The sequence below is a fragment of the Lysinibacillus sp. NPDC097214 genome, from assembly GCF_050277945.1.
Taxonomy (GTDB): domain Bacteria; phylum Bacillota; class Bacilli; order Bacillales_A; family Planococcaceae; genus Lysinibacillus; species Lysinibacillus xylanilyticus_B.
In genome coordinates this window covers 82,678-106,081 of the sequence record NZ_JBNNSS010000003.1, presented here as the reverse complement: position 1 = coordinate 106,081, position 23,404 = coordinate 82,678, and the positions used below count along the sequence as shown (strand labels likewise).

24 protein-coding genes are annotated in these 23,404 nt (G+C 38.2%); 10 read left to right on the top strand and 14 right to left on the bottom strand.

What is annotated here, in order from left to right:
- The first annotated feature begins 42 nt into the window (after positions 1–42).
- Positions 43–228, top strand: a complete 186-nt coding sequence (locus ACQKMI_RS07765) for a DUF5325 family protein (protein ID WP_079559722.1) — start codon at positions 43–45, stop codon at positions 226–228.
- 57 nt (positions 229–285) lie between these two features.
- Here ACQKMI_RS07765 and ACQKMI_RS07760 read toward each other — a convergent pair whose 3' ends face one another.
- Both ACQKMI_RS07760 and ACQKMI_RS07755 read right to left on the bottom strand, forming a co-directional pair.
- Positions 286–1,080 (bottom strand): inositol monophosphatase family protein, encoded by a 795-nt coding sequence (locus ACQKMI_RS07760; protein ID WP_323645334.1) that lies wholly within the window; start codon positions 1,078–1,080, stop codon positions 286–288.
- 238 nt (positions 1,081–1,318) lie between these two features.
- Positions 1,319–1,516, bottom strand: a complete 198-nt coding sequence (locus ACQKMI_RS07755) for a hypothetical protein (protein ID WP_323645335.1) — start codon at positions 1,514–1,516, stop codon at positions 1,319–1,321.
- Positions 1,517–1,641: 125 nt separating this feature from the next.
- Here ACQKMI_RS07755 and ACQKMI_RS07750 point away from each other — a divergent pair, with 125 nt between their 5' ends.
- A complete protein-coding gene (locus ACQKMI_RS07750) occupies positions 1,642–2,268 on the top strand; it encodes a DUF1054 domain-containing protein (protein ID WP_323645336.1) in 627 nt (208 codons plus the stop codon).
- A 707-nt stretch (positions 2,269–2,975) separates the two neighbouring features.
- Here ACQKMI_RS07750 and ACQKMI_RS07745 read toward each other — a convergent pair.
- The gene (locus ACQKMI_RS07745; RefSeq protein WP_079559718.1) at positions 2,976–3,263 is read right to left on the bottom strand and encodes a UPF0223 family protein; all 288 of its coding nucleotides are present in this window, start codon (positions 3,261–3,263) and stop codon (positions 2,976–2,978) included.
- 20 nt (positions 3,264–3,283) lie between these two features.
- The gene (locus ACQKMI_RS07740; protein WP_427488050.1) at positions 3,284–4,243 is read right to left on the bottom strand and encodes an NAD(P)H-dependent flavin oxidoreductase; all 960 of its coding nucleotides are present in this window, start codon (positions 4,241–4,243) and stop codon (positions 3,284–3,286) included.
- A 151-nt stretch (positions 4,244–4,394) separates the two neighbouring features.
- Here ACQKMI_RS07740 and ACQKMI_RS07735 point away from each other — a divergent pair, with 151 nt between their 5' ends.
- The gene (locus tag ACQKMI_RS07735) at positions 4,395–5,864 is read left to right on the top strand and encodes an aminotransferase class I/II-fold pyridoxal phosphate-dependent enzyme (RefSeq protein WP_427488049.1); all 1,470 of its coding nucleotides are present in this window, start codon (positions 4,395–4,397) and stop codon (positions 5,862–5,864) included.
- Between the two features lie 190 nt (positions 5,865–6,054).
- Here ACQKMI_RS07735 and ACQKMI_RS07730 read toward each other — a convergent pair whose 3' ends face one another.
- Complete coding sequence (locus ACQKMI_RS07730; RefSeq protein ID WP_427488048.1) at positions 6,055–6,411, bottom strand: helix-turn-helix transcriptional regulator; 357 nt, start codon at positions 6,409–6,411, stop codon at positions 6,055–6,057.
- Between the two features lie 331 nt (positions 6,412–6,742).
- Between ACQKMI_RS07730 and ACQKMI_RS07725 the strand changes: the two genes are divergently transcribed.
- Positions 6,743–7,339: a class I SAM-dependent methyltransferase gene (locus ACQKMI_RS07725; RefSeq protein ID WP_427488047.1), complete on the top strand. Its 597-nt coding sequence runs from the start codon at positions 6,743–6,745 to the stop codon at positions 7,337–7,339.
- Positions 7,340–7,373: 34 nt separating this feature from the next.
- On the opposite strand, the gene ACQKMI_RS07720 is transcribed toward ACQKMI_RS07725, so the two are convergent.
- Together ACQKMI_RS07720 and ACQKMI_RS07715 are read right to left on the bottom strand one after the other, a co-directional pair.
- A complete protein-coding gene (locus ACQKMI_RS07720) occupies positions 7,374–8,051 on the bottom strand; it encodes an LrgB family protein (RefSeq protein ID WP_427488046.1) in 678 nt (225 codons plus the stop codon).
- Positions 8,044–8,487, bottom strand: a complete 444-nt coding sequence (locus tag ACQKMI_RS07715; protein WP_427488045.1) for a CidA/LrgA family protein — start codon at positions 8,485–8,487, stop codon at positions 8,044–8,046. The genes ACQKMI_RS07720 and ACQKMI_RS07715 overlap by 8 nt, the downstream gene beginning before the upstream one ends.
- A gap of 301 nt (positions 8,488–8,788) precedes the next feature.
- On the opposite strand from ACQKMI_RS07715, the gene ACQKMI_RS07710 reads away from it, so the two are divergent.
- The 5 genes from ACQKMI_RS07710 (at position 8,789) to ACQKMI_RS07690 (ending at position 14,446) form a co-directional block, all read left to right on the top strand.
- The gene (locus tag ACQKMI_RS07710) at positions 8,789–10,408 is read left to right on the top strand and encodes an ATP-binding protein (RefSeq protein WP_427488044.1); all 1,620 of its coding nucleotides are present in this window, start codon (positions 8,789–8,791) and stop codon (positions 10,406–10,408) included.
- Positions 10,395–11,081: a response regulator gene (locus ACQKMI_RS07705; protein ID WP_427488043.1), complete on the top strand. Its 687-nt coding sequence runs from the start codon at positions 10,395–10,397 to the stop codon at positions 11,079–11,081. Before ACQKMI_RS07710 ends, ACQKMI_RS07705 begins: the two co-directional genes overlap by 14 nt.
- A 267-nt stretch (positions 11,082–11,348) precedes the next feature.
- Positions 11,349–12,377 carry a tripartite tricarboxylate transporter substrate binding protein gene (locus ACQKMI_RS07700; RefSeq protein ID WP_427488042.1) on the top strand — a complete coding sequence of 343 codons (1,029 nt, stop codon included), beginning with the start codon at positions 11,349–11,351 and terminating at the stop codon, positions 12,375–12,377.
- Positions 12,378–12,425: 48 nt separating this feature from the next.
- On the top strand, positions 12,426–12,902 hold the full coding sequence (locus tag ACQKMI_RS07695; RefSeq protein ID WP_427488041.1) for a tripartite tricarboxylate transporter TctB family protein: 477 nt from the start codon (positions 12,426–12,428) through the stop codon (positions 12,900–12,902).
- Positions 12,903–12,919: 17 nt separating this feature from the next.
- On the top strand, positions 12,920–14,446 hold the full coding sequence (locus tag ACQKMI_RS07690; RefSeq protein WP_427488040.1) for a tripartite tricarboxylate transporter permease: 1,527 nt from the start codon (positions 12,920–12,922) through the stop codon (positions 14,444–14,446).
- 42 nt (positions 14,447–14,488) lie between these two features.
- Here ACQKMI_RS07690 and ACQKMI_RS07685 read toward each other — a convergent pair whose 3' ends face one another.
- The 5 genes from ACQKMI_RS07685 to pdhA all read right to left on the bottom strand — a co-directional run bounded on the left by ACQKMI_RS07685 (position 14,489) and on the right by pdhA (position 20,421).
- Positions 14,489–15,271, bottom strand: a complete 783-nt coding sequence (locus ACQKMI_RS07685; protein ID WP_427488419.1) for an SDR family NAD(P)-dependent oxidoreductase — start codon at positions 15,269–15,271, stop codon at positions 14,489–14,491.
- 241 nt (positions 15,272–15,512) lie between these two features.
- The gene (lpdA, locus tag ACQKMI_RS07680) at positions 15,513–16,928 is read right to left on the bottom strand and encodes a dihydrolipoyl dehydrogenase (RefSeq protein ID WP_053483451.1); all 1,416 of its coding nucleotides are present in this window, start codon (positions 16,926–16,928) and stop codon (positions 15,513–15,515) included.
- A 5-nt stretch (positions 16,929–16,933) separates the two neighbouring features.
- Positions 16,934–18,277, bottom strand: a complete 1,344-nt coding sequence (locus ACQKMI_RS07675; RefSeq protein WP_427488039.1) for a dihydrolipoamide acetyltransferase family protein — start codon at positions 18,275–18,277, stop codon at positions 16,934–16,936.
- A gap of 47 nt (positions 18,278–18,324) precedes the next feature.
- A complete protein-coding gene (locus ACQKMI_RS07670) occupies positions 18,325–19,302 on the bottom strand; it encodes an alpha-ketoacid dehydrogenase subunit beta (protein ID WP_323645350.1) in 978 nt (325 codons plus the stop codon).
- Between the two features lie 3 nt (positions 19,303–19,305).
- The gene (gene pdhA, locus ACQKMI_RS07665; RefSeq protein WP_427488038.1) at positions 19,306–20,421 is read right to left on the bottom strand and encodes a pyruvate dehydrogenase (acetyl-transferring) E1 component subunit alpha; all 1,116 of its coding nucleotides are present in this window, start codon (positions 20,419–20,421) and stop codon (positions 19,306–19,308) included.
- Positions 20,422–20,815: 394 nt separating this feature from the next.
- Between pdhA and def the strand changes: the two genes are divergently transcribed.
- Complete coding sequence (def, locus tag ACQKMI_RS07660; protein ID WP_323645352.1) at positions 20,816–21,373, top strand: peptide deformylase; 558 nt, start codon at positions 20,816–20,818, stop codon at positions 21,371–21,373.
- Between the two features lie 126 nt (positions 21,374–21,499).
- Here the strand turns inward: def and phnX are convergent, their stop codons facing one another.
- The gene (phnX, locus tag ACQKMI_RS07655; protein ID WP_427488037.1) at positions 21,500–22,306 is read right to left on the bottom strand and encodes a phosphonoacetaldehyde hydrolase; all 807 of its coding nucleotides are present in this window, start codon (positions 22,304–22,306) and stop codon (positions 21,500–21,502) included.
- Positions 22,306–23,397 carry a 2-aminoethylphosphonate--pyruvate transaminase gene (gene phnW / locus ACQKMI_RS07650; protein WP_427488036.1) on the bottom strand — a complete coding sequence of 364 codons (1,092 nt, stop codon included), beginning with the start codon at positions 23,395–23,397 and terminating at the stop codon, positions 22,306–22,308. The genes phnX and phnW overlap by 1 nt, the downstream gene beginning before the upstream one ends.
- Positions 23,398–23,404: the final 7 nt, after the last annotated feature.

Genomic DNA, 23,404 nt, shown 5'->3' with positions numbered 1-23,404 from the left:
AAATATATTTGATTTACAAATTTTACTATAGGAGGCTCGGCTATGAATCGTGCAAAATTCGTAATGGCCATTTACGCATTAGCAGCTGTTTTAGCAATGTGTTCTATCGGGTATTCAGTGGCAATTAGCAGTGTATTAGGTATAATAGCAGGCATTGTGGCTACTTGTGTCATTTTCATGACAGCCTTTAAAATGAAACGCAAACTACGTGAGCAAGGCTTACTTTAATAAGAGTTGATTGCTAAAGTAAGAAGGAGCCTGTCTAAAAAATAGACGGCTCCTTTTTTATTCATAAGGCACAATATAATTTTCTAATAACTCTTTGTGTATAGATGGATTGGCAATGATAAACGTATCCTGATGCAAGAAATCAAAGCCCTCTCCATGTAAATTAGTGGTGATGGCACCAACTTCCTTAGCGATAATAGTGCCCCCAGCAATATCCCATGGTGATAGTCGCATCGATACATAAGCATCTAGTTTACCACTGACAACAAACGCTATTTCCATTGCGGCTGAACCATATGACCGCGTACCGCGTACTTTCCGAATCATTTCAATAACTTTTTCATGGTGAATATGTCGATTGGGTGCTACCCAATGAGCGTTTATACCAATGACCGATTCCTCCATTTTGACTGACTGCAATTTACGTAATGGTGAGTCATTGTACCATGCCCCTTTACCTGCAATAGCATAAAATAAATCTTCACGCATGACATCAAATATGTAACCTAGCTTGCCTACCCCATTAACAAAAATACCGATAGAAATCATAAAATGACGATGTTGCTTCACAAAATTCATCGTGCCATCGATTGGATCAATAATCCATACAACACCTTCTAACGACTCTACTTTCTCTCCCATTCCCTCTTCCCCTAAAATTTTGTGGGTTGGATCGAAACTTCGTATTTTTTCGATAAAAAACAATTCTGTTTCACGGTCAATATTTGTGACAAGGTCATTGGCATTTGATTTTGTCTCAATAACTAAATTGTACGAAAAGGCATCCCGAATACGTCTTCCCGCTTCAAATATAATACTTTTCGCAAACTGATCAATTTGTTGTAAATCCATAAAAACCCACCCTTCGATTATAAGAAAAGGCCTCTTACATTTAGCAAAGCTTTTTAACTTTCTCACTACTTAAGGCTTGATTTCTCATGACGTTTTGTTAATACGTAGCACCTAATACTTCCTTAAAAATATAACTTTCCATTATGATATACTGTCTATTTTACCCTTTATAGCAATAAAAATCACCTGCTGTCGGAATATTCAGCAAGTGATTTTTCAAATCGGTATAAAATTTTGACTACGCATAGACGTGCAAACTCTCGAGTTCAAGCCGAATTTCAGCCAGACGTTTTTTACTTTTTTCAATTTCAAAATCATTTTTTTCATTCATTGCCGAAAAGAGCGAGGCTAATTCATAATCTAATTCTAATTGTAAAATGTGTTCATATTGCTTTTCAATGTCGACTTTACGTATAATTTTTACGATAGGTTTCATAAAAATCACTTCCTTTTTTTATTTTTTCACAATAACTTATCATCTTCGAGAAAGTTCTTGTTATAAGATTTTTTCCCATTTTCGTAATAAAATAAACCTTATAAATCGAAAGGAGTTAATAAAAAATGACGAAAATAAAATGGACGAATAAAGACTTCAATGTTTTTCAAATAGACGGATTAGAACATAGAATGGATGCCTTAAATGAATGTGTACGACCAAAATTCCAAATTCTAGGAGACGATTTTTCTTCCTTCTTTTCGAGTCATCTTGGGGAAGAATTTTATCCTCATGTTGCGAAGCATGCACGAAGAACAGTAAATCCTCCGAATGATAGCTGGGTTGCCTTCGCTCCGTATAAAAGAGGTTATAAATCATTACCTCACTTTCAGATTGGTCTTTGGAGCACACATTTATTCATCGTCTTAGCTATTATTTATGAAGCTCCACAAAAAAATGTGATGGCGGAACGTTTAATCGCCAACAGAGCAATGCTACAGCAACTTCCTGATGATTTCATTGTCTCTGGGGATCACATGTCTCCAGCAGCAATCTCCATGCAAGATGCAAAGGAAGACAAGCTAGATGAATTACTTGTTCGTTTACGTGATGTTAAAAAAGGTGAGTTTTTAGTAGGTCGACATATTCCAAAAGATCAAGCGATCAAGCTGTCAGCTAGTGAACTTCATCAATTAACGGAAGAAACCTTTAGCCGTTTACTCCCTATTTATAACATCATTGTTGGAAAATAAAGTTTGACGGATTGTGCTTCATGCTTGGTGGCATAATAACTAAAAATAATTTTCAATAACAAAACCTTATATTTATATATTGTGGAAAATTTACGTTATTATCCCTAGCAAACGAAAATTTGTTTGTGGAATATTCTTGTCGATGAGAGTTTGAAGGAATTATTATTTTTTCTCTTATTTTCAAAAAAATTGAAAAAGTTTTATATTGTTTAAGTAGTATATGAAATACGCTTATTTTTAACACTGCGATAGGGTAAAGCGATCAGAAAAAAATAGTCAAGAAACATGCTTGTGAAGCAGTTGATTGGAGCAGAGACCGGGGCGACTCCTTGGCCCGAGACCCTGGAGCGAGCAAGTATGGGAACGAAGGCTAAGAACATCACATCCTGTGATAACGCCTTCGTGACCAACATCGTGTTGGCCCAAGCGGCTCATCGGACGCCCCCAAGAAGCTTTGCTCTGTGCGAAAGCGAAGCGGCAGCTACAAATGTTTTACCTGTGCGAAAGCGCAGCGTCAGCAACAAAGCGCCCAGTCGGAGCGGAAATCAACCCCTCGTTTTGCCGGAGGGTCATCTGAATTGACACCTGGCAGCATATTTTTACAAAAAAATTTTAATAATTTCATCAGAAAAGCGCAAGAAATCAATGTTTCTACAATTGATTTCTCGCGCTTTTTAAGTTTTGACCAGTTTTTCCCGGCCTCTTTTTTATCTACGTTGCTTTGGGGCAACTTTAATAATTGTGCCATCAGTTGCATCTTTTGTTTGTTTCACAACAGGATAACTGACATAGCCACTTGCTTCTTCAAATTCACGGAAAATTGTTTTTTCCTCGGCCTGTGAAGGAACAATTTCTTTAAAACGACGATATTTCGCCATCATCACTTCACGCTTAATGCCTTTTTCATAAGCTTGTTCAATTCCTTCAAAAAATTGGACAACATCAACAATTTCCTCAGTTGACCAATCCGTTGAAAACGGATAAGAGTATTCCATTGGACATAACCACCTTTATGTTACTGACCCCATTTTACCCGGATACTTTCTGCTTCTGCAAGCATTCGAGTAATAAGGTCCTCGACTGTTGGAATATCATGAATCATTCCTGTAACTTGTCCAGCCCAGCCAATACCTTCTTCTTTTTCGCCCTCATAAATAAAACGTTTATTTGCTTTCCCGCTAATATAATCTTTTAATGCCTCATACGTAGGTGTAGTGCGTTCAATTTCTAAAATCTTTTCCGTAAATTCACTGCGTAACGCTCTTGCTGGTGCACCTATAGAGCGTTTTATAACAGTCGTATCTGCTTCGGTGCTTGCGACTAATGCTTCTTTATAAGCCTCAGAGGCATCAACACATTCCTTTGTCGCTATAAAACGCGTCCCCATTTCAATTCCCTCTGCTCCTAGTGCATGAGCTGCCATCCAGCCACGGCCATCACCAATACCACCAGAGGCAATGACAGGTATTGTCACACTATCTACAACCTGTGGCACGAGTACCATAGTCCCTATATCATCGCGTCCAAGATGACCTCCGCCCTCTTGCCCAACAACCATAACAGCATCCGCACCTAGTTCTTCAGCCTTTTGAGCTTGTCTACGTGCAGCAACAAGAACTAATTTTTTAATATCCGTTCCTTCCAAAATATCAAAAATAGGTGCAGGATTCCCGCCAGTCATTGTAACAACGGGTACTTGTTCTTCCACCGCTACGCGCACCATATCCTCATAACCAGTGCCATACATACCAATTGCAAAATTTACGCCAAACGGTTTATCCGTTAATGTTCGTACTTTATGAATCTCTGCGCGCAATAAGTCAGGATCCCGTAAACTCATTGCTGTTATTTGCCCTAGCCCTCCAGCATTCGACACAGCAGCTGCTAAATCAGCATAGGCTAAATAAGCTAATCCCCCTTGTATAATTGGATATTTAATATTTAAAAGCTCCGTCACACGTGTATTCCAATTCATAGTACATCCCCTTTCCTACGATACTAATTTCTCGAAATTATCAAAAAATCCTTTTATTTTTATTTTTTTCTGCAAAGTCTGTTTTTTCGTGCAATTAGGTGCTATAATTCATTTGTTTTGTTAGATATTAAAAAGTGAGGTGGTACCTGCGTTGTCACAACTAGAGACTCCATTGTTCGACGTATTACTAAAACATCGGAACAGACACCCTATTCAGTTCCATATTCCAGGCCATAAGAAAGGTCAAGGTATGGATCCTGCGTTCCGAGAATTCGTCGGCGACAACGTTTTATCAATTGATTTAATTAATATTGCTCCACTAGACGATTTACATTCACCAAAGGGCGCTATTAAAGAAGCGCAAGCTCTTGCTGCCCAAGCCTTCGGTGCTGATCATACATTCTTTTCCGTTCAAGGTACTAGTGGCGCTATTATGGCGATGATTCTGACCGTCGTCGGTCCAGGTGATAAAATTCTAGTACCACGGAATGTTCATAAATCCATTATGTCGGCGATTGTTTTCGCTGGAGCAATCCCGATTTTTATTCATCCTGAAGTAGATAGTGAATACGGTATTTCTCATGGAATTTCGCCTGAAGCTGTTGAAAAAGCTTTGAATGCTTATCCAGATACAAAAGCAGTACTTGTTATTAATCCAACGTACTTCGGCTTCACAGCAGACTTAAAGCGTATTGTAGAAATAGTCCATAGTCGTGATATTCCGGTAGTTGTCGATGAAGCACATGGTGTACACATTAAATTTCATGATGATCTCCCATACTCCGCAATGGAGGCTGGGGCAGATATGGCTTCAACAAGCGTACATAAGCTTGGTGGTTCTATGACCCAAACGTCTATTTTAAATGTTCGTGAAGGACTTGTTTCTGCAAAACGTGTACAAGCTGTCCTGTCAATGCTAACAACGACATCGACATCTTATCCATTACTTGCTTCCCTCGACACAGCACGACGTCAGCTAGCAATCCATGGTTATGATTTAATTGGTGATGCACTTCGCTTGGCAAAGGATGCACGTAAACGCATTAACCAAATTCCACATTTAAAATGTGCTGGTACAGAAAAATTAAATTCATCAGCAACTTATGATATGGATCCTTTAAAGCTACTAATAAGTATTAAAGATTTAGGCATCTCTGGTCATCAAGCTGAAGAATGGCTCCGTCACAATGCAAATATTGAAGTAGAATTATCGGACCTATACAATATTTTATGTTTAGTGACATTAGGTGATACAAAAAAGGAAATTAATCTCCTTATCAATGCCCTTAGTCGTATGTCAAAAGCATTCGATTCAGAAGCTGCTATTACTGAAACAATGGTCAATGTACCGGATATTCCTGCACTTGCTATGTCACCACGTGATGCATTTTATGCAGATACTGAAGTTGTTCCTCTTGCAGAAGCAGATAATTGTATTTGTGCAGAATTCGTTATGGTATATCCCCCAGGTATTCCGATTTTTATTCCCGGGGAAATAATTACACAAGAAAATATTCGTTATATTCAAATGAATATTGAAGCTGGTTTACCTGTACAAGGGCCAGAAGATACAACATTAAAAACGATCCGCGTCATAAAAGAACGTAAACCTATTATTTAATGGAGAAAGCTACCTCAGAAAGAGGTAGCTTTTTTTCTCGAATCAATTATGCCTCGGCATAATTGCGTCCGGAATCGGCCGGAGGCTTTGGGCCAACATGATGTTGGTCACTCAGTCGTTGCCACAGGACGTGGCGTTCTTAGACTGAGTTCCTATATTCAGCGGGTGTTTAGACACCCACTGAAAGAAGTTAATAATGGTAATAGAACCAAGAAGAGATCATCCCAAGCATAGGGAAAACGAGCCACCAATACCTCCACAAAAAATCACCAACAGTTTTATGATCGGATTTATTTGAATCAGGGGCTGAAACTGGGGCTGGGGCTAGGGCTTCTAGTTTATGGTATTTTTCTTCACCTGTAATAAGCTGATCTAAAGAAATTTTATATAAATCACTTAACCTTCTTAAATTATCAATATCAGGATAGCCCTTTCCTAACTCCCATTTTGAAACAGATTGTCTTGAAATATTTAAAAAGCGTGCGACATCATCCTGTGTATAATTATGTTGTTCTCTTAATTCCTTTAAACGGTTTTCTAAATTCATTGAACTTCACCTCCAACTTATAGTATTTTGATCAAATAATAATGGATACCTACACTTTATTCTAGAAGTTGTTATTTGCTAATTCGCAACGCATAGTTGCTTTCATGAACGAAGCAAAATATTCGATTCTAGCGCTTACTTCACTTACAATATAATCAATTATGCCTCGGCATAATTGCGTCCAGAATCGGCTTTGTGCTTAGGCCTGCATGAGGGCCGACACGATGTCGGTCATTTCGGTAATGCCACAGGACGTGACGTTCTTAGACTGAGTTCCTATTTTCAGCGGATGTTTGGGAATCTGCTGAAAGAACTTAAAAGGAGTGATGAGATGAATACATGGGATCAGCGATTCAACACAATCGAATATGTCTATGGTGAGCAACCAAATGCTTTTATAGAAGACTATGTTCACTATTTAAAAGATTATACAAACGTGGCTGCATACGCAGAAGGTGAAGGTCGAAATGCAGTATTTTTAGCTTTACAAGGCCATACAGTAACTGCCTTTGATTATGCTGAAAGCGGTCTTGAGAAAACAAATCAGCTCGCGGAAAAACATAATGTTGCAGTTCATACAAAGCTTACTGACTTACTTCAAGATGAATTACCAATCGAAACGTTTGATGCTGCTATTATGGTGTTTGGACATTTTCCGGCTGAGCACCAACAAGAAGTGTTTAAGAAGATTGTCAATTCCGTAAAGTCTGGAGGTCGTATTATGATGGAACTTTATTCAATTTATCAACTACCCTACGCCTCAGGTGGCCCAAGACAGCTTGATTTTTTATATGATCCATTAGATATTCTAAAATGGTGTCAGCCTTATAAAATCATTCATTTTTTCACAGGTGAACAAGTGCGAAATGAAGGTAAGCTCCACACAGGCCTTGCTCATACTATTCAGTTTATTATCGAAAAAAGTTAAAAAAAGCTATATACAGATTCTGTATATAGCTTTTTCACAAAAATAAATAAACAAATAATGGACATAAAAATGCGCCAATAATTGCAGTTAAGGCCATAGATAACGAGCCTACTGATAATTCTTGTTCTCCGTATTCTCTTAATTTAACAAGTCCAACACCGTGTGAAGCGCTACCTACCGCAACACCTCTACTAACGGCGGAGTCAATTTTGCCATATTTAATGACTAACGGCCCTATAATAGCGCCTACAAACCCTGCCAGCATGACAAGAACAGCTGTTAATGGTGGTATGCCTCCAATTGTCTCACTCACCTGCATACCTACAGGTGTCGTTAACGATTTAGGCAAGGCCGTCAGCAACCAGCTTTTATTAACACCAATCCATTTCAGCATAACAAATATTGTCACTAAACCTGTAATCATGGCAATAAAAATACCTGACAAAATAGCATATTTATATTTCATAATAATCGTACGCTGATTATAGAGAGGATAAGCAAGTGCTACAACTGCTGGACCTAGCATTTTTTGAAGCCACTTCCCTCCCTCCATATAAGTAGAATATGGAATATTAAAGACTAATAACATAACTGCACTAACGATAGTTGTCGTCACTAGCGGAATCATTAAAGGATGAGGGAAACGTTGATAAAGTTTTGTAAATAATACGAATAACACAACGGTGCCAACGACAACAATAATTTCAATCAACCGTTAATTCCCCCTTTCCTTCTTCTACAATGGTTTCCGTTTCTTTTTTAGTCAGCTCTTTCTTCTCAACAATTTGACTAAGTAATCCCGTAACATAAATAGAGATTAGCGTGCTTGCTATAACGGCTAGCATAATCAATAGACCAGTTGTTGAAACAAGTTCAGGGTAGTCAATCACTCCTACTGTTGCAGGAATGAAAAACAAGGTTAATACGCCAATTAAAAAGCCTGCTCCATCTTGAATGTATTCTACTTTAATTATTTTAAAATGGAGTGAAAGTGCTAATAATAGTAATCCAATTACACTTCCCGGAAGAGGTACATGTAGTAATGCAACAATACCTACGCCCATGTAATAAAAAATATTGAGTATCCCAATCTGAACAATAATTCGAACAACCTTCTTTAACATCGCAGCATAATTCTCGTTCAACATTTCGCCACATTTCACCCCCCATTACGTTTATTCTACAACTGCAGGAATTTTCTGTCTATTATAATTTTAGAAAAACAATAGAAAAAAGCCTACAATAGAAACAACATTTCAACAAACTATACTATTTAGGCACACGTATCTTTCTACTGTTTCTAGATACAAAAATAATTAGATGCTCCTCAACTCTATCAACCTTTGTATCCTTTTTATAGTTTTTGAACAATCATAGATTATAGAACATATTAGCTGTTATTATAGATTTACTATTTTAAATTTTCTAAATTCCAGCGAAAGGCGATGATTGCTTATTATAAAACCATTAAAATTACAAACACGCTTTGCCTACTATAGTAGTTTTTTCATTCTAATCATTGTAGTCTTTGCTGGCTTATTATTTTATTTAACAATTTCTGATGCACTGCAAACACAACTGGGAAAAAGAGCTCTTTATTTAGCAGAAACAACTGCTGATCGTGGTGATGTTTTAGCTGCGTTTAAAACAGATAATCCAACTGAAGCACTTCAAAAAATCAGCATCACTATTATGAACACAACAGAAGCTGCTTATGTAGTTATTGGCGATAAAAATGGGATTCGTTACTCCCATCCGATTACTGAAAGAATTGGTAAACCCATGGTTGGTGACGACAATGACCGTGCATTATTAGGTGGAGAATCCTATATTTCAATTGCAAATGGCTCTATGGGTGAGTCAATTCGAGGTAAAGCACCTGTGTTAGATACGGATGGAACGATTCTTGGTGTCGTTTCAATTGGCTACTTAACAAGTGAATTAGACCATCTATATTTGCAATATCTCGACAACATTTTTTATATTATGATGATTGCCTTAATAATTGGTATTCTCTGTTCCGTTTTTTTATCTCGTAGCATCAAAAAACAAATTTTCAATCTCGAACCAAATGAAATTGCCAATCTTTTCACAGAGAAAAATGCATTGATTGAATCTGTACGAGAAGCAATTATTACTGTTAATCATAAAGGCGAAATTACAACTCTGAACAATGCCGCCGCTAAAATTTTGCATTTATCTGACAAGGATTCCGTAATTGGCGAAAATATTAAATATCATGTTCCAAATACTCACCTTCTTGAAGTACTTACTTATGGAAAAAAACAACACGATAAACCAATGATTATTAATGGAAATGAAGTAATTGTGAACCGCGTGCCCATAAAGATGAAAGGTAAAATCGTTGGCGCTGTTGCTAGTTTTCGTTTGCAGTCTGAAATTGACCAGCTAGCGATCGAATTATCTCAAGTGAAGCAGTATACCGAAGCCTTACGTGCACAAACACATGAATTTAACAATATTCTCTATACAATATCTGGGCTAATTCAATTGAATGCCTCAGATGAAGCATTATCTATTATTCATAAAGAGGTACAAGGACAATCCTCATTAACTCAGTTCATTACAAATCGTGTCAAAGATCCATTTTTAAATGGACTTATTATTGGATTCTTCAATCGAGCCCGGGAATTAAAAGTCAAACTTATTTTCGATGAAGATAGTTATATAGAAACATTGCCTGATAACATCGAAAAAAGTCTCATCATTTCCATCATGGGTAATTTGTTGACAAATGCTTTTGAAGAGGTTGAGAAAAACAAAGATCGGCCACCAATTGTTAGACTTTTTGTTTTTGACAATGGCGAAGAAATTGTAATAGAGGTTGAAGATTCAGGGAACGGCATAGCACAAGAAAAGCTAGAAATACTCTTCTCAGAAAATATTTCGACAAAAGATACAAAATTTAGAGGATACGGTTTACGTAAAGTTATCTCAAGTGTTCATGAATTAAACGGCACACTGGCTCTTGGAGAAGGAGATTTAAGTGGGGCTTTATTCATTGTATCTATAAACAAAGGGGGCCATTTAGGAGATGCAAAGTATTGAAGTATTGATTATAGAGGATGATGTACGTGTGGCGGACGTGCATCGACGTTTTTTAGAAAAAATTGAAGGATTTCATGTCATTGCCTGTGCAAATACCGGTGAGGAGGCACTAGACTGGCTCATGTCTTTTTCGCCGCACCTTATTCTATTAGATGTTTTTTTACCTGATATTCTTGGCGTTGATTTGATCGATAAGATCCAAGCACTTCGACCATTTACTAACATTATTTTGATTACAGCCGCAACAGAAGCGCATATTGTGCATGACGCTTATCGAAAAAATGTGACGGACTATATTTTAAAACCCTTTACTTTCGAGCAATTGAAGGAGAGTATCGAAAAATTCCGCTTGAAACACGTTATTTTACAAAATGATGAAAAATTCACACAAGAAAAAATTGAACAGCTCTGGCCAAAAGCACCTTCCAATGAAAAAGTAAAATTATCGTTATTGCCAAAGGGGATCGATCCAACAACAATGAATTATGTAGTCAGTCATTTAAATACAATCGAAGATGGTACTACTGCAGAAGTACTAGGAAAAAATATCGGGGTTAGCCGTTCTACAGCTCGGCGTTATTTAGAATTTCTCGTTACACAAAGACAGGCACATACTGAACTTATTTACGGTACCGTCGGTCGACCAGAGCGTAGATACTTCATCACTCAATAAAGCGATACTTTTAGCAGGGGTTTTTCTTCATCCCTACTAATTATTAGTTTTCACCAATCGGGCTTTCACGCACAGTCAATCTCCCGCCTAACTTCTTCTTTTGGTACAGATAATTTACTAATTGTTCATGCAGGATAAACTTTATGATCAAAATGAAATAAATTATCATTATTATCACAACATTGTTATTGTCAGAATATACGGTAAATTTATGGTAGCGCTCGCAATTCCAGCGCTACCATATTTCTTTTACAAGGGGGATTTCTTATGCGGAAAACATTGATTAAATTTGCAACAGCTGCACTTTTATTAGCTACTTTAGCAGGTTGTACTTCTTCAGATTCTTCAAGCGCTGAGGGCACAAAAGAAAAAAAAGTAAGCAATTATCCAAAAAACAATATTACGATTGTTGCTCCTTCTGGCGCTGGAGGTGGCTGGGATCTAACGGCACGTGCAATTTCTAAAACGATGAATGATACGAAACTTATTGAAAAACCAATTCAAGTTGAAAACAAACCTGGTGGCGGAGGCGCAGTATTTATGGCTACTTTTGCAACTAAAGAATCTAATAATGACTACATGCTAATGGTAAAATCGCCACCTATTTTGATTAATCATGAAAAAGCTGAAGGAAACAGTAAATTTGGTTACAAGGATACAACGCCAATAGCACAGTTAACGCGTGACTATGGTGCAATTGTTGTTAAAAAGGATTCGCCTTACAAAACTCTAGATGACATGTTAAATGCTTTAAAAACTAATCCACAAGACGTAACACTTGCAGGAGGATCTGCACCTGGTTCCATGGACCATTTGATAGGTATTATTCCGGCATTTAAATCAGGAATCGATTTAAAAACAGTTAAATACGTTTCTTATGATGGTGGTGGTGAAGCTGTTGCCGCGCTTTTAGGAGGTAATGCCGATGTAATTGCCACAGATGCCTCTACAATTGCAACTTATGTAAAATCAGGTGATGTCCGCGTACTAGCAGTCAGTTCTTCAGATCGTTTAGAAGGTGAACTAGCTGATGTACCAACATTTAAAGAAGCAGGTATTGATGAAGAGTTTACAATTTGGCGCGGTATTTTTGGTCCGAAAAATATGTCTGAAGATGCTTTTGCATACTGGTCTGAAAAATTACAAGCAATGGTAGAAACGGATGAGTGGAAATCTGAAGTAGAGCGTAATGGCTGGCAAAGTGAGTACCGCAACGCTGAAGAATTCACAAAGTATTTAGATCAACAAAATAAAATAATCGTTGAACTTTTAACAGCCTTAGGTATGCAGAAATAAAGAAAAGCGACTTTAATAGTCGCTTTTCTCAGGGGGAGGGTAAAACGTTTGAGCCAAACTTTCGATAAAATTTCAAGTATTGTATTTTTCATCATTGGTATTTTATTTATCACAGAAGCAACACAAATTTCTGATAGTGCATATGGATCCACAGTTGGACCCAAAACATTTCCTTTGGGATTAGGTATAGTTCTAATTTTACTAAGTTTACGGCTCTTCTACGAGACATGGAAACAAGCTGCGAAGTCAAAAATAGTGAGAAACACAAAAACATCATCACAAACAACATCCATTGAACTAAAGAAGTTTTTAATACTATTTATTAGTGCGACCGCCTATGTATTTTTTCTTGAAATAGTAGGTTACGTTATTACAACATTTATCTTTTTATTAATCGGTTTCCAAACGATGGAACGAGGAAAAATATTGGCTTCTATTAGTATTTCAGTCGCTTTTTCAGTTGGCATTTATTATGTATTTTCAGTTATTCTAGGAGGATCTTTGCCTAGTTTCCCAACTTTTTAATGTAAAGGAGTGAACACATGACAACATTGCAATTTCTGGCAGATGGCTTTGCGGTTGCCTTTCAATGGCAAAATTTATTATTTGCGTTCGTCGGTGTTATTATTGGAACTGCGGTTGGAGTACTTCCTGGAATAGGTCCAATGAGTGGAGTTGCTTTACTCATTCCAGTTACTGCAACACTTACGTCAGGGCTACCAACTGAAGCTGCTGCTGCAAGTTCCATTATTTTACTTGCAGGCGTATATTACGGAGCTATGTACGGCGGCTCAACTACTTCTATCTTATTGAATACACCCGGAGAATCTTCTTCTGTTGTTACAACACTAGATGGTTATCAAATGGCGAAACAAGGTCGTGCCGGTAGTGCTCTTGCTATTGCGGCGATTGGCTCATTTTGCGCAGGCATTATAGCATTGCTTGGCCTTGTACTATTAGCAAAGCCTTTATCAAGTATCGCATTGAAATTCGGCCCTGCTGAATATTTTTCTTTAATGCTATTAGGTCTTGCCGCAGTTAGTGGACTAGCTGGGCGCTCGATTACAAAAGCTTTAATCATGACGGTGCTAGGTTTAATGATTGGTACAATTGGGATTGATGCTGTATCTGGAATCGAACGTTTTACATTTGGTCAACCAACGCTGTTCTCTGGGATTGAATTTTTGACAATTGCAGTTGGTTTATTTGCCTTAGGTGAAGTATTCAAAACAATACTTGAAAAAGACGACGATGATGGTCAAATTGCGAAGATTAATCGCATTTTCCCAACAAAGCAAGATTTTAAAGATAGTGTGGTACCCATTGCACGTGGCTCATTTTTAGGATTTTTCATTGGTGTCTTACCGGGAGCTGGGGCAACTCTTGCTTCTTTCTTTTCTTATATTACCGAGAAAAAATTCAGTAAAACACCAGAGCAATTCGGTAAAGGTCATATTGCTGGTGTAGCTGGACCTGAATCAGCGAACAACGCAGCATCTGGTGGTGCAATGATTCCATTATTAACATTAGGTATCCCTGGTTCTGGAACTACCGCTATTTTAATGGGGGCACTCATTATGTATAATATTCAGCCAGGTCCCTTACTTTTCGACGAGCATCCTGAAGTGGCTTGGGGTTTAATTGCGAGTATGTTTATCGGTAACTTAATGTTATTAATTTTGAATATGCCACTTGTTCGTGTTTTTGCAAAGGTCATTGAAACTCCAAAGAAATATTTATTGCCTATAATAATAGCTATATCGTTCTTTGGCGTTTATGCTGTTCAATATACAACGTTCGATTTATATTTATTACTTGCCTGTGGTATACTCGGATATCTTTTCGCCAAGAATGACTATCCTGTAGCACCGCTAGTACTAGCGCTAGTTTTAGGCCCTATGATTGAGAACAATATGCGTCGCGCTTTAACTATTTCAAATGGTGATTTTTCAATTTTTGTAAGTAAGCCATTATCATTAGTATTTCTAATTGTTGCAGTGTCTTGGTTACTCATACCGATTTTTATGAAAATGCGTGGTAAAAATGTCATTATTAATGAAGAAGAATAAAAAAGAGTGGAGAGAACCTATTCTCTTCACTCTTTTATGTATCTATAATGCGTGTCCAGAACCACCATCAATGTTTACAGAAGTGCCTGACACATAACTAGCGGCATCAGATACTAAAAAAGTAATGACATTCGCCGCTTCTTGAGTGTCCCCTACGCGACCAAGTGGAATTGCTTGACCTACCTTGCGAGAATACTGGTCCCACGATAGCTCTGGTTCTGCCTCTTTCCAATTCTTCTCTATTTGGTCACTACGAATAAGCCCAATACAAACAGAGTTCACACGAATATTATCTTTACCTAAGTCTTTGCTCATAGCTTTCGTTAATGCCAGACCTGCCGCACGACTTACAGTAGTAGGAAGTGAGCTTGCTGGTGGTGTTTTAGCCATTACCGCAGTCACATTAACTATTGCACCGCCACCAACATTACGTAAGTGAGGTACAGCATATTTTGAACAATTGACAGCACCAAACACTTTTAAATCTAAATCAGCCTGCCATAGCTCACTACTAACCGATTCAAATGGATTTGCTGAAGCTGTACCAGCGTTATTAATAAGAATATCAAGGCGACCAAAATGCTCTACTGCTCGTTCAATTAAGTACTTACAATCCTTTTCCTTTGTAATATCCGTCGGTACAATCAAAACGTCTTCACCTGTTTCGTTTTTAATACAGCCAGCAGCCACTTGAAGCTGTTTTTCACCACGAGCACAAAGTACAACCTTCGCCCCCTCTTTCACAAGTTGCAGCGCTGTATAATAACCAATTCCCTTACTTGAACCTGTAATAACTGCTACTTTCCCCTTTAAGCCTAGTTCCATTTTTTTCACCCCAGTTTTTTGTTCAATTTCCCTTGTTTCATAGACATCGTTACCATTCCCGGACATCTAGCAGTCAATTACTAGATCCATTGGACACTAAGTCTATCCGGTATTTAATATATTCCCAATCGAATACTATTTTTCGAATATTCATTCGATATAATTACTTTATCAAAATTACAAGTAATATACAAAAAACGGCTACAAAGCAAATGCTTTATAGCCGTCTTCATGAACATTATTATTTTTTTGCTACAATATGGATTGGGTTGCCAAGTAATACTTCAGCAGCTTCCATTGTAATTTCACCTAATGTTGGGTGAGCATGGATTGTTAACGCGATATCTTCAGCAGTCATACCGCCTTCAATTGCTAAGCCCATTTCAGCGATCATATCTGATGCACCAGCACCTACGATTTGAGCACCGATTAATAAGCCATCTTCTTTACGAGCAACAAGCTTCACGAAACCTTCTGTTTGGTTTAATGCAAGTGCACGACCATTTGCTGCGAATGGGAATTTCGCTGCAGTGTATTCAATGCCTTCAGCTTTCGCTTCATCTTCGTTATAACCAACTGTTGCCATTTCTGGATCTGTGAAGCATACAGCAGGAATAGCTAAATAATCAACGATTGATTTTTCACCAGCGATTGCTTCAGCAGCAACTTTACCTTCGTAAGATGCTTTATGAGCAAGCTGAGGACCAGCTACAATATCACCAATTGCATAGATGTTTGGAATATTTGTACGGCATTGTTTGTCAACATTGATAAGACCACGTTCACCGAATTCAACACCGATTTCAGCAAGGCCCATTTCATCTGTATTTGGACGACGACCTACAGTTACTAATACATAGTCAGCTTCAACTTTTTTCTCTTCTCCGCCAACTTCATACGTTACTACTACGCCGTTTTCTGTTTCTTCAACGCCTTTTGCAGATGCGTTTACTTCCATTTCAACGCCTTTCTTCTTAAGGCCTTTTTTCACGATTTGTGTCATTTGTTTTTCGAAGCCAGCTAAGATATCTTTTCCGCCTTCGATAATTGTTACTTGTGAGCCAAGGTTAGCATAAGCTGAGCCTAACTCTGTACCAATATAACCTCCACCGATAACGACTAATTTACCTGGTACTTCTTGTAAAGAAAGTGCGCCAGTAGAATTTAGTACGCGATCAGAGAATTTAAATGTTGGAATTTCAACTGGACGAGAACCCGTTGCGATAATTACATTGTTAAATGTGTAAGTTTGAGCAGATTCACCATTGATGATACGCACTGAATGAGCGTCAACGAAATAAGCTTCACCTTGTACAATTTCAACTTTATTACCTTTAAGTAAGCCTTCAACACCGCCAGTTAATTTTTTAACAACGCTGTCTTTAAATGCTTGTGCTTTTGAGAAGTCTAATTTTACATCAGAAGCGATGATACCCATGTCATCTGAATGTTTAGCATGCTCAAAACGGTGACCTACTGAAATTAATGCTTTTGATGGGATACAACCTACGTTTAAGCACACACCACCAAGTACATTTTTTTCAACGATTGTTACTTTTTGGCCAGTTTGAGCTGCACGAATTGCTGCTACATATCCTCCAGGACCTGAACCAATGACAAGAGTATCTGTTTCGATTGGAAAATCTCCTACTACCATTTTTGTTACGCCTCCATTAATAATAATTCTGGTTCACTTAACAAACGCTTTAAGTGATTTAAAGCATTTTGCGCAGTGGCTCCATCAATCATACGATGATCAAAGCTCAATGATAATGCTAACACAGGTGCGGCTACAATTTCACCATTTTTTATTACAGGTTTTTCTGAAATTCGACCAATACCTAGTATCGCTACTTCAGGATGATTAATTACCGGAGTAAACCATTGTCCTCCTGCAGAGCCGATATTCGTAATCGACATCGAAGCGCCCTTCATTTCATGTGGTGCAAGTTTGCCTTCACGTGCTTTAGTCGCTAATTCATTAATCTCATTTGATACTGCAAAAACAGATTTACGATCCGCGTGCTTAATAACTGGTACTAGTAAGCCTTTTTCTGTATCTGCTGCAATACCAATATTGTAATAATGCTTCTGAATAATTTCTTGTGTTGCATCATCTAATGAGCGGTTAAATTCTGGGAATTCGCGTAAAGTTGAAATAAGCGCTTTAACTACGTATGGTAAGTACGTTAATTTAACACCTTTTTCAGCAGCGATATCTTTGAATTTTTTGCGATGTGCTACTAGAGCTGTTACATCGACTTCATCCATTAGTGTAACATGTGGAGCCGTTTGTTTCGAGTGAACCATCGCTTTTGCAATCGCTTTTCGAATGCCCGACATTTTCTCACGTGTTTCTGGGAATTCACCTTCAAGGACTACTGGTGCTACTTGTGTAGTTGTTTCTTGCTGCACAGCTTCTTCATTAGCCACTGGTGCTGCTGCTTCAGCTTCTACAGCGCCTCCACCTTTTAGGAAATTCTCAATATCTAGTTTTAAAATACGTCCATTTTTGCCTGTACCTTTAACTTCACGAATATTCACATCATTGTCTCGCGCAAATTTACGTACTGAAGGCATTGCAATGATACGCTTATTATCTTCAGCTACCACAACAGCTTCAGTCTTTTCAGGAGTTTTCTCTGGAGCCTGCGCCTCTTCAACAGGTGCCTTTACTACTTCCTTGCCATACTCAGCTGTCGCTTGAACTTGAGCCTCTGTTTTCGCTTCAGCATGGTCATCACCTTTTAGCTTTAAGTCTTCATAGCCAGGTGCATCAAAGCGGATTAAGACATCACCAACAACTGCTACTGTGCCTTCTCCTACTAAAACTTCCTCTACTGTCCCTTCAACTGGAGAAGGAATCTCTACTACTGCTTTATCATTTTGTACTTCACAAAGAATATCGTCTTCTTTTACTGTATCTCCAGCTTTAACGAACCATTTAACGATTTCGCCTTCGTGAATACCCTCGCCAATATCCGGTAATCTAAATTCAAATGCCATGTGTACCCATCCTTTCTATTTGCTGTCCTTCAAGTTTAGAAGTTACATTAGAATGTTAAAACTTTTTTCGCTGTTTCCATTACATCTTTATAGTTCGGTAACCAAACACCTTCAGCTTGTGGGAATGGGTACACAGTATCTGGTGCAGCTACACGAAGTACAGGTGCTTCTAAACTTAAAATCGCGCGCTCTGTAATTTCAGCCACTACGTTTGCAGCAATACCTGCTTGTTTTTGAGCCTCTTGTACAACGATGGCACGACCTGTTTTTTCAACTGACGCAATAATTGTTTCAATATCAATTGGTTGGATTGTACGTAAATCAATTACTTCTACAGAGTGACCTTCTTTTTCTAGCTCCTCTGCTGCCTTTAAGCTTTCGTGAACCATTAAACCATAGGCAATAATTGTTAAATCTTTACCTTCACGTTTTACATCCGCCTTACCTAGTGGAATTTCGTATGCTTCCTCAGGTACCTCTTCACGGAATGAACGATATAATTTTAAATGCTCTAAGAAAATGACTGGGTTATCATTTCGAATAGATGAAATAAGTAAACCTTTAGCATCGTATGGTGTTGATGGGACAACAACCGTTAAACCTGGCTGTGATGTCATTAAGCTTTCTAAGCTATCAGAGTGCATTTCAGGTGTATGCACGCCCCCACCAAACGGAGAACGGATTGTTACTGGTGCATTATAAACACCACCGCTACGATAGCTCATACGTGCTAATTGACCACTGATTGAGTCCATTACTTCATATACGAAGCCGAAGAACTGGATTTCAGGAACCGGACGGAAACCTTGTAGAGAAAGACCTACTGCTAAGCCACCAATACCTGATTCTGCTAACGGTGTATCAAATACACGGTCAACACCAAATTCTTTTTGTAGGCCTTCAGTTGCGCGGAATACCCCACCGTTGACACCTACATCTTCCCCGAATACAAGAACGTTTTCATCATTCTTTAATTCTGTGCGAAGTGCATCTGTAATTGCTTGAATCATCGTCATTTGTGCCATAGGTTATTTCGACTCCTTCTCTTTGTAGATTTCATACTGTTCTTTTAAGTTAGATGGCATTTCGCCTTTATACATGTTTTCCATTAATTCTGTTACTTTTTGTTTTGGAGCAGCATCGGCTTTTTTGATCGCTTCTTTAATTTCTTCTTTTGCACGCTCAATAACAGCTTCTTCTTTTTGCTCATCCCATAGACCTTTCGCCTCTAGGTATTTACGGAAGCGTACAAGTGGGTCTCTTTGTGCCCATTCATTATCTGTATCCGATGTACGGTAACGTGTTGGGTCATCCCCCGCCATTGTATGAGGACCATAGCGATAGCACATTGTTTCAATTAAAGTTGGACCTTCACCATTAACTGCGCGCTCGCGTGCATCACGTGTTGCTACGTAAACTGCTAGCGGATCCATTCCATCTACTAAAATACTTGGCAAGCCTGCTGCTACACCTTTTTGAGCAATTGTTTTCGCAGCTGTTTGTAATTCACGCGGTGTTGAAATGGCAAATTGGTTATTTTGTACAATGAAGATTGCTGGTGATTTAAATGCACCTGCAAAGTTAATGCCTTCATAGAAATCTCCTTGTGATGAACCACCATCACCTGTATAAGTTACTGCCACAGCCTTTTTACCACGTTTTTGAATACCAAGAGCCACACCCGCAGCTTGAATATATTGTGCACCGATAATGATTTGAGGTGCTAATACGTTTACGCCCTCAGGAACTTGGTTCCCTGCAAAATGACCGCGTGAGAATAAGAACGCTTTATCTAAAGGTAAACCATGCCATACGATTTGTGGTACATCACGGTAACCTGGTAAAATCCAATCTTCTTTTTCTAATGCAAAGTGTGACGCAAGTTGTGAAGCTTCTTGCCCAGCCGTTGGTGCATAGAAACCTAAGCGACCTTGACGGTTAAGAGAGATAGAACGTTGGTCTAAAATACGTGTATAAACCATACGTGTCATTAACTCAACTAGTTCCTCATTAGAAAGTTTTGGGTCTGCCTCTTCATTTATAATTTCGCCTTCTTCATTCAAAATTTGAAACATTTCAAACTTATCTTCGATTTCAGTTAGCGTTTGTTTAGCATCAAAAATATTATTGTTTTTCTTGCTCATTTGTGACATCTCCCTTTCAGCTGTATTAAAATAAATCACCGTTTCAACTAGTACAACTTATTCTTTGCACTCAGTATACTGAATAAAATACTGTCGGTCAATCATATATTACGCGTACAAACAAAGATTTTTTCTAAAATAACGACTAAACAACTCTGTTTCATACTGTATCACCAATTAATTATAACTGTATTATAACAATACATTATAGGTAAGTAATTATTAAGTTCTCCTACATGATTACCTATAGTAGAGTGCCCAGTTTCAGACAATCTAATAGCTATTGAAAAATTTTTTAAGTATATTCAAATAAGGTCTTTTTTCATGTGATTGTTTTAATACGTGATGTATACTTATAAGTAAGGCACTACAAAGTTGAAAGGAAGATTCATATATGATTTTAATGGATGATATTATTCGCGAAGGTCATCCGACTTTACGCACAAAAGCTGAGGAGGTAAAATTCCCTTTAACTGATGAAGTAAGACAACTCGCAGAAGACATGCTTCAATATTTAATAAACAGCCAAGATCCCGAAATGGCCGATAAATATAACCTACGTAGCGGCATTGGATTAGCTGCCAATCAAGTAAATAGCCTCCATCGAATGTTTGCCCTTCATTTAACAGACGAGAATGGTGAACAATTAAGTTTTGTAGCAATCAACCCAAAAATCGTTAGTCACTCCGTAGAAAACACATACCTTGCAACAGGCGAGGGCTGTCTTTCTGTAGATCGCAATGTTCCAGGCTATGTACCTCGCCATGCCCGTGTTACAGTTAAATTTAAAACCGTTGACGGTGAAGAGAAAAAAATGCGACTTAAAGGAATGCCTGCTATAGCCTTCCAACACGAATTAGACCACCTTAACGGCATTATGTTTTACGATCGCATCAATGAAAAAAATCCATTTGTTGAAATTCCAGATTCTACACCTTATGAGCGCGATTAGGAGCACAGAAAGAAAGCAAACCCCTGCAGTTATTTTAAACTGTGGGGCTTACTTTCTTTTCGACCTCGTTATGAAGTCCTATCTGACACTCTAACTTCGGGATCAGTCTAACATCCGCCGGAGACTTTAGGCCATTACGATTGCTCGTTCTAAACGCGCATTAATTTTTTCCAACAGCGCAGGGAGCTCTTTCATCGTACGAATCGTATAATGCGCACCTGTTTCTTTAAATATTCGTGCTGTTTTTTCAATAGCCAATTGCTGCTCTTCTTCAGACAAAGCCATATACTCTTCTTTAGATAGCCCCATTTCAGAGCTTCCAATAATAACACCAACAGCCCATACTCCTGCATTTAGAGCCTCTTGAATATCTGAAGTTGTATCACCAACCTTCATCACTTGCTTCGTTGCCTTAATACCCAATGCCTCCATATTTTTGAAAATCATATATGGGTATGGGCGTCCTTTATCTCCTATTTGAGTAGGCGTGACTAAAAAATCAGGTTCATATCCTTTAGCCGCTGCATGTGAAGTCACTACCTCCATCATCGAGTCTGTATATCCCGTCGTGGAACCGATACGAATACCCGCTTCTTTTAATTGCTGTATCGTTTCTTTCACATACTGAATCGGGTCAGTGTAAGTCGCTAATGATTCCATTAATTTCGATTCAAACTGCATATATAAAGCGTGGACATCCTGTTCCGTAAAATCTCGTTCATACTTTTGGTTCCATGCCTCACGAATTCTTGGCATTTCAAGCATTGTACGAATATGATCAATTTTCAACATGCCCATCGGTTTACGCGCTTCCTCTAGCGACACCTCGATTCCCGCATCTTCAAAAACTGTAAGAAAAACATTCACAGGAGCAAAACAACCAAAATCAACAGTTGTACCTGCCCAATCTAAAATAATCGCTTCAATCTTCATTATTTAATCACCGCCATATAATTTTCGATAACCTTACATAATGTTTTCATATCATCTTCATGAATGTCTCCAATATTGCCAATTCGGAATGTATCCACATCTGTTAGTTTCCCCGGATAAATGACAAATCCTGCTTTTTTCATCGCATTATAGAAATGCTCGAAGGAGAACCCTTCATAAGGGAATAAAAACGTTGTAATAATAGGTGATTGTAACTCCTCTGAAATATAGGCATTAAACCCAAGTGCTTGCAATTGAGAACGAAGTATACGATTATTATTCGCATATCGTTCGTAACGAGCATGTATTCCACCTTCTTCCGCAAGCTCCTCTAATGCCTTCGCAAAAGCTGCCACTACATGTGTAGGTGATGTAAAACGCCATTTTCCATCTAGTTTCATCGCTTCCCATTGATTATATAAATCTAATGCAACGCTTCTAGCTTGCCCTTTACACTTTTCTAATTCATCAATCTTCGCTATAACAAATCCAAACCCAGGTACTCCTTGGATACATTTATTAGCACTGCTAATTAAATAATCAATCCCTAATGCTGCCGAATCCATTGGTACGCCACCGAAGCTACTCATCGCATCAACGATAAACGTTTTATCCAACCCTTTCACAACGCCTCCTATTTCTTGAATAGGATTTAAAATGCCAGTTGTCGTCTCACAATGTACAATAGCAACATGCGTTATTGTTGAATCATTTTCCAACAGCGCTTTCACTTCGAGTGGTGATGGCTGTTCATAATAAGGAACACTATAGACCGTATGCTGTAGTTTAAGCACTTTCGCCATTTCAACAATGCGTTCACCGTAAGCACCATTTGTGATAATAAGGACTTTATCTTCTTCTCCAATAGCAGTTGTTAACACAGATTCTACAACAAAACTACCACTTCCCTGCATAAGAACAGTTGTATAATCTGTTCCCTTCACTTGCGCTAACTCTAAAAGCTGCTTACGTATTGTTTGTGTAACATTTTTATAATCATCATCCCATGTGCAACGATCCTTCAACATCTCTTGTTTTACTGTTACAGTTGTCGTTAAAGGTCCCGGCGTTAATAATTTATAGTTGTTCATAAATTAA

Coding starts and splice junctions, on each gene's coding strand:
- ACQKMI_RS07765 (WP_079559722.1), top strand. CDS start 43: ATGAATCGTGCAAAATTCGTAATGGCCATTTACGCATTAGCAGCTGTT.
- ACQKMI_RS07750 (WP_323645336.1), top strand. CDS start 1,642: ATGACGAAAATAAAATGGACGAATAAAGACTTCAATGTTTTTCAAATA.
- ACQKMI_RS07675 (WP_427488039.1), bottom strand. CDS start 18,277: ATGGCATTTGAATTTAGATTACCGGATATTGGCGAGGGTATTCACGAA.
- def (WP_323645352.1), top strand. CDS start 20,816: ATGATTTTAATGGATGATATTATTCGCGAAGGTCATCCGACTTTACGC.
- ACQKMI_RS07725 (WP_427488047.1), top strand. CDS start 6,743: ATGAATACATGGGATCAGCGATTCAACACAATCGAATATGTCTATGGT.
- lpdA (WP_053483451.1), bottom strand. CDS start 16,928: ATGGTAGTAGGAGATTTTCCAATCGAAACAGATACTCTTGTCATTGGT.
- ACQKMI_RS07690 (WP_427488040.1), top strand. CDS start 12,920: ATGACAACATTGCAATTTCTGGCAGATGGCTTTGCGGTTGCCTTTCAA.
- ACQKMI_RS07715 (WP_427488045.1), bottom strand. CDS start 8,487: ATGTTGAACGAGAATTATGCTGCGATGTTAAAGAAGGTTGTTCGAATT.
- phnX (WP_427488037.1), bottom strand. CDS start 22,306: ATGAAGATTGAAGCGATTATTTTAGATTGGGCAGGTACAACTGTTGAT.
- ACQKMI_RS07700 (WP_427488042.1), top strand. CDS start 11,349: ATGCGGAAAACATTGATTAAATTTGCAACAGCTGCACTTTTATTAGCT.
- ACQKMI_RS07745 (WP_079559718.1), bottom strand. CDS start 3,263: ATGGAATACTCTTATCCGTTTTCAACGGATTGGTCAACTGAGGAAATT.
- ACQKMI_RS07760 (WP_323645334.1), bottom strand. CDS start 1,080: ATGGATTTACAACAAATTGATCAGTTTGCGAAAAGTATTATATTTGAA.
- ACQKMI_RS07740 (WP_427488050.1), bottom strand. CDS start 4,243: ATGAATTGGAATACACGTGTGACGGAGCTTTTAAATATTAAATATCCA.
- ACQKMI_RS07730 (WP_427488048.1), bottom strand. CDS start 6,411: ATGAATTTAGAAAACCGTTTAAAGGAATTAAGAGAACAACATAATTAT.
- phnW (WP_427488036.1), bottom strand. CDS start 23,397: ATGAACAACTATAAATTATTAACGCCGGGACCTTTAACGACAACTGTA.
- pdhA (WP_427488038.1), bottom strand. CDS start 20,421: ATGAGCAAGAAAAACAATAATATTTTTGATGCTAAACAAACGCTAACT.
- ACQKMI_RS07705 (WP_427488043.1), top strand. CDS start 10,395: ATGCAAAGTATTGAAGTATTGATTATAGAGGATGATGTACGTGTGGCG.
- ACQKMI_RS07670 (WP_323645350.1), bottom strand. CDS start 19,302: ATGGCACAAATGACGATGATTCAAGCAATTACAGATGCACTTCGCACA.
- ACQKMI_RS07755 (WP_323645335.1), bottom strand. CDS start 1,516: ATGAAACCTATCGTAAAAATTATACGTAAAGTCGACATTGAAAAGCAA.
- ACQKMI_RS07685 (WP_427488419.1), bottom strand. CDS start 15,271: ATGGAACTAGGCTTAAAGGGGAAAGTAGCAGTTATTACAGGTTCAAGT.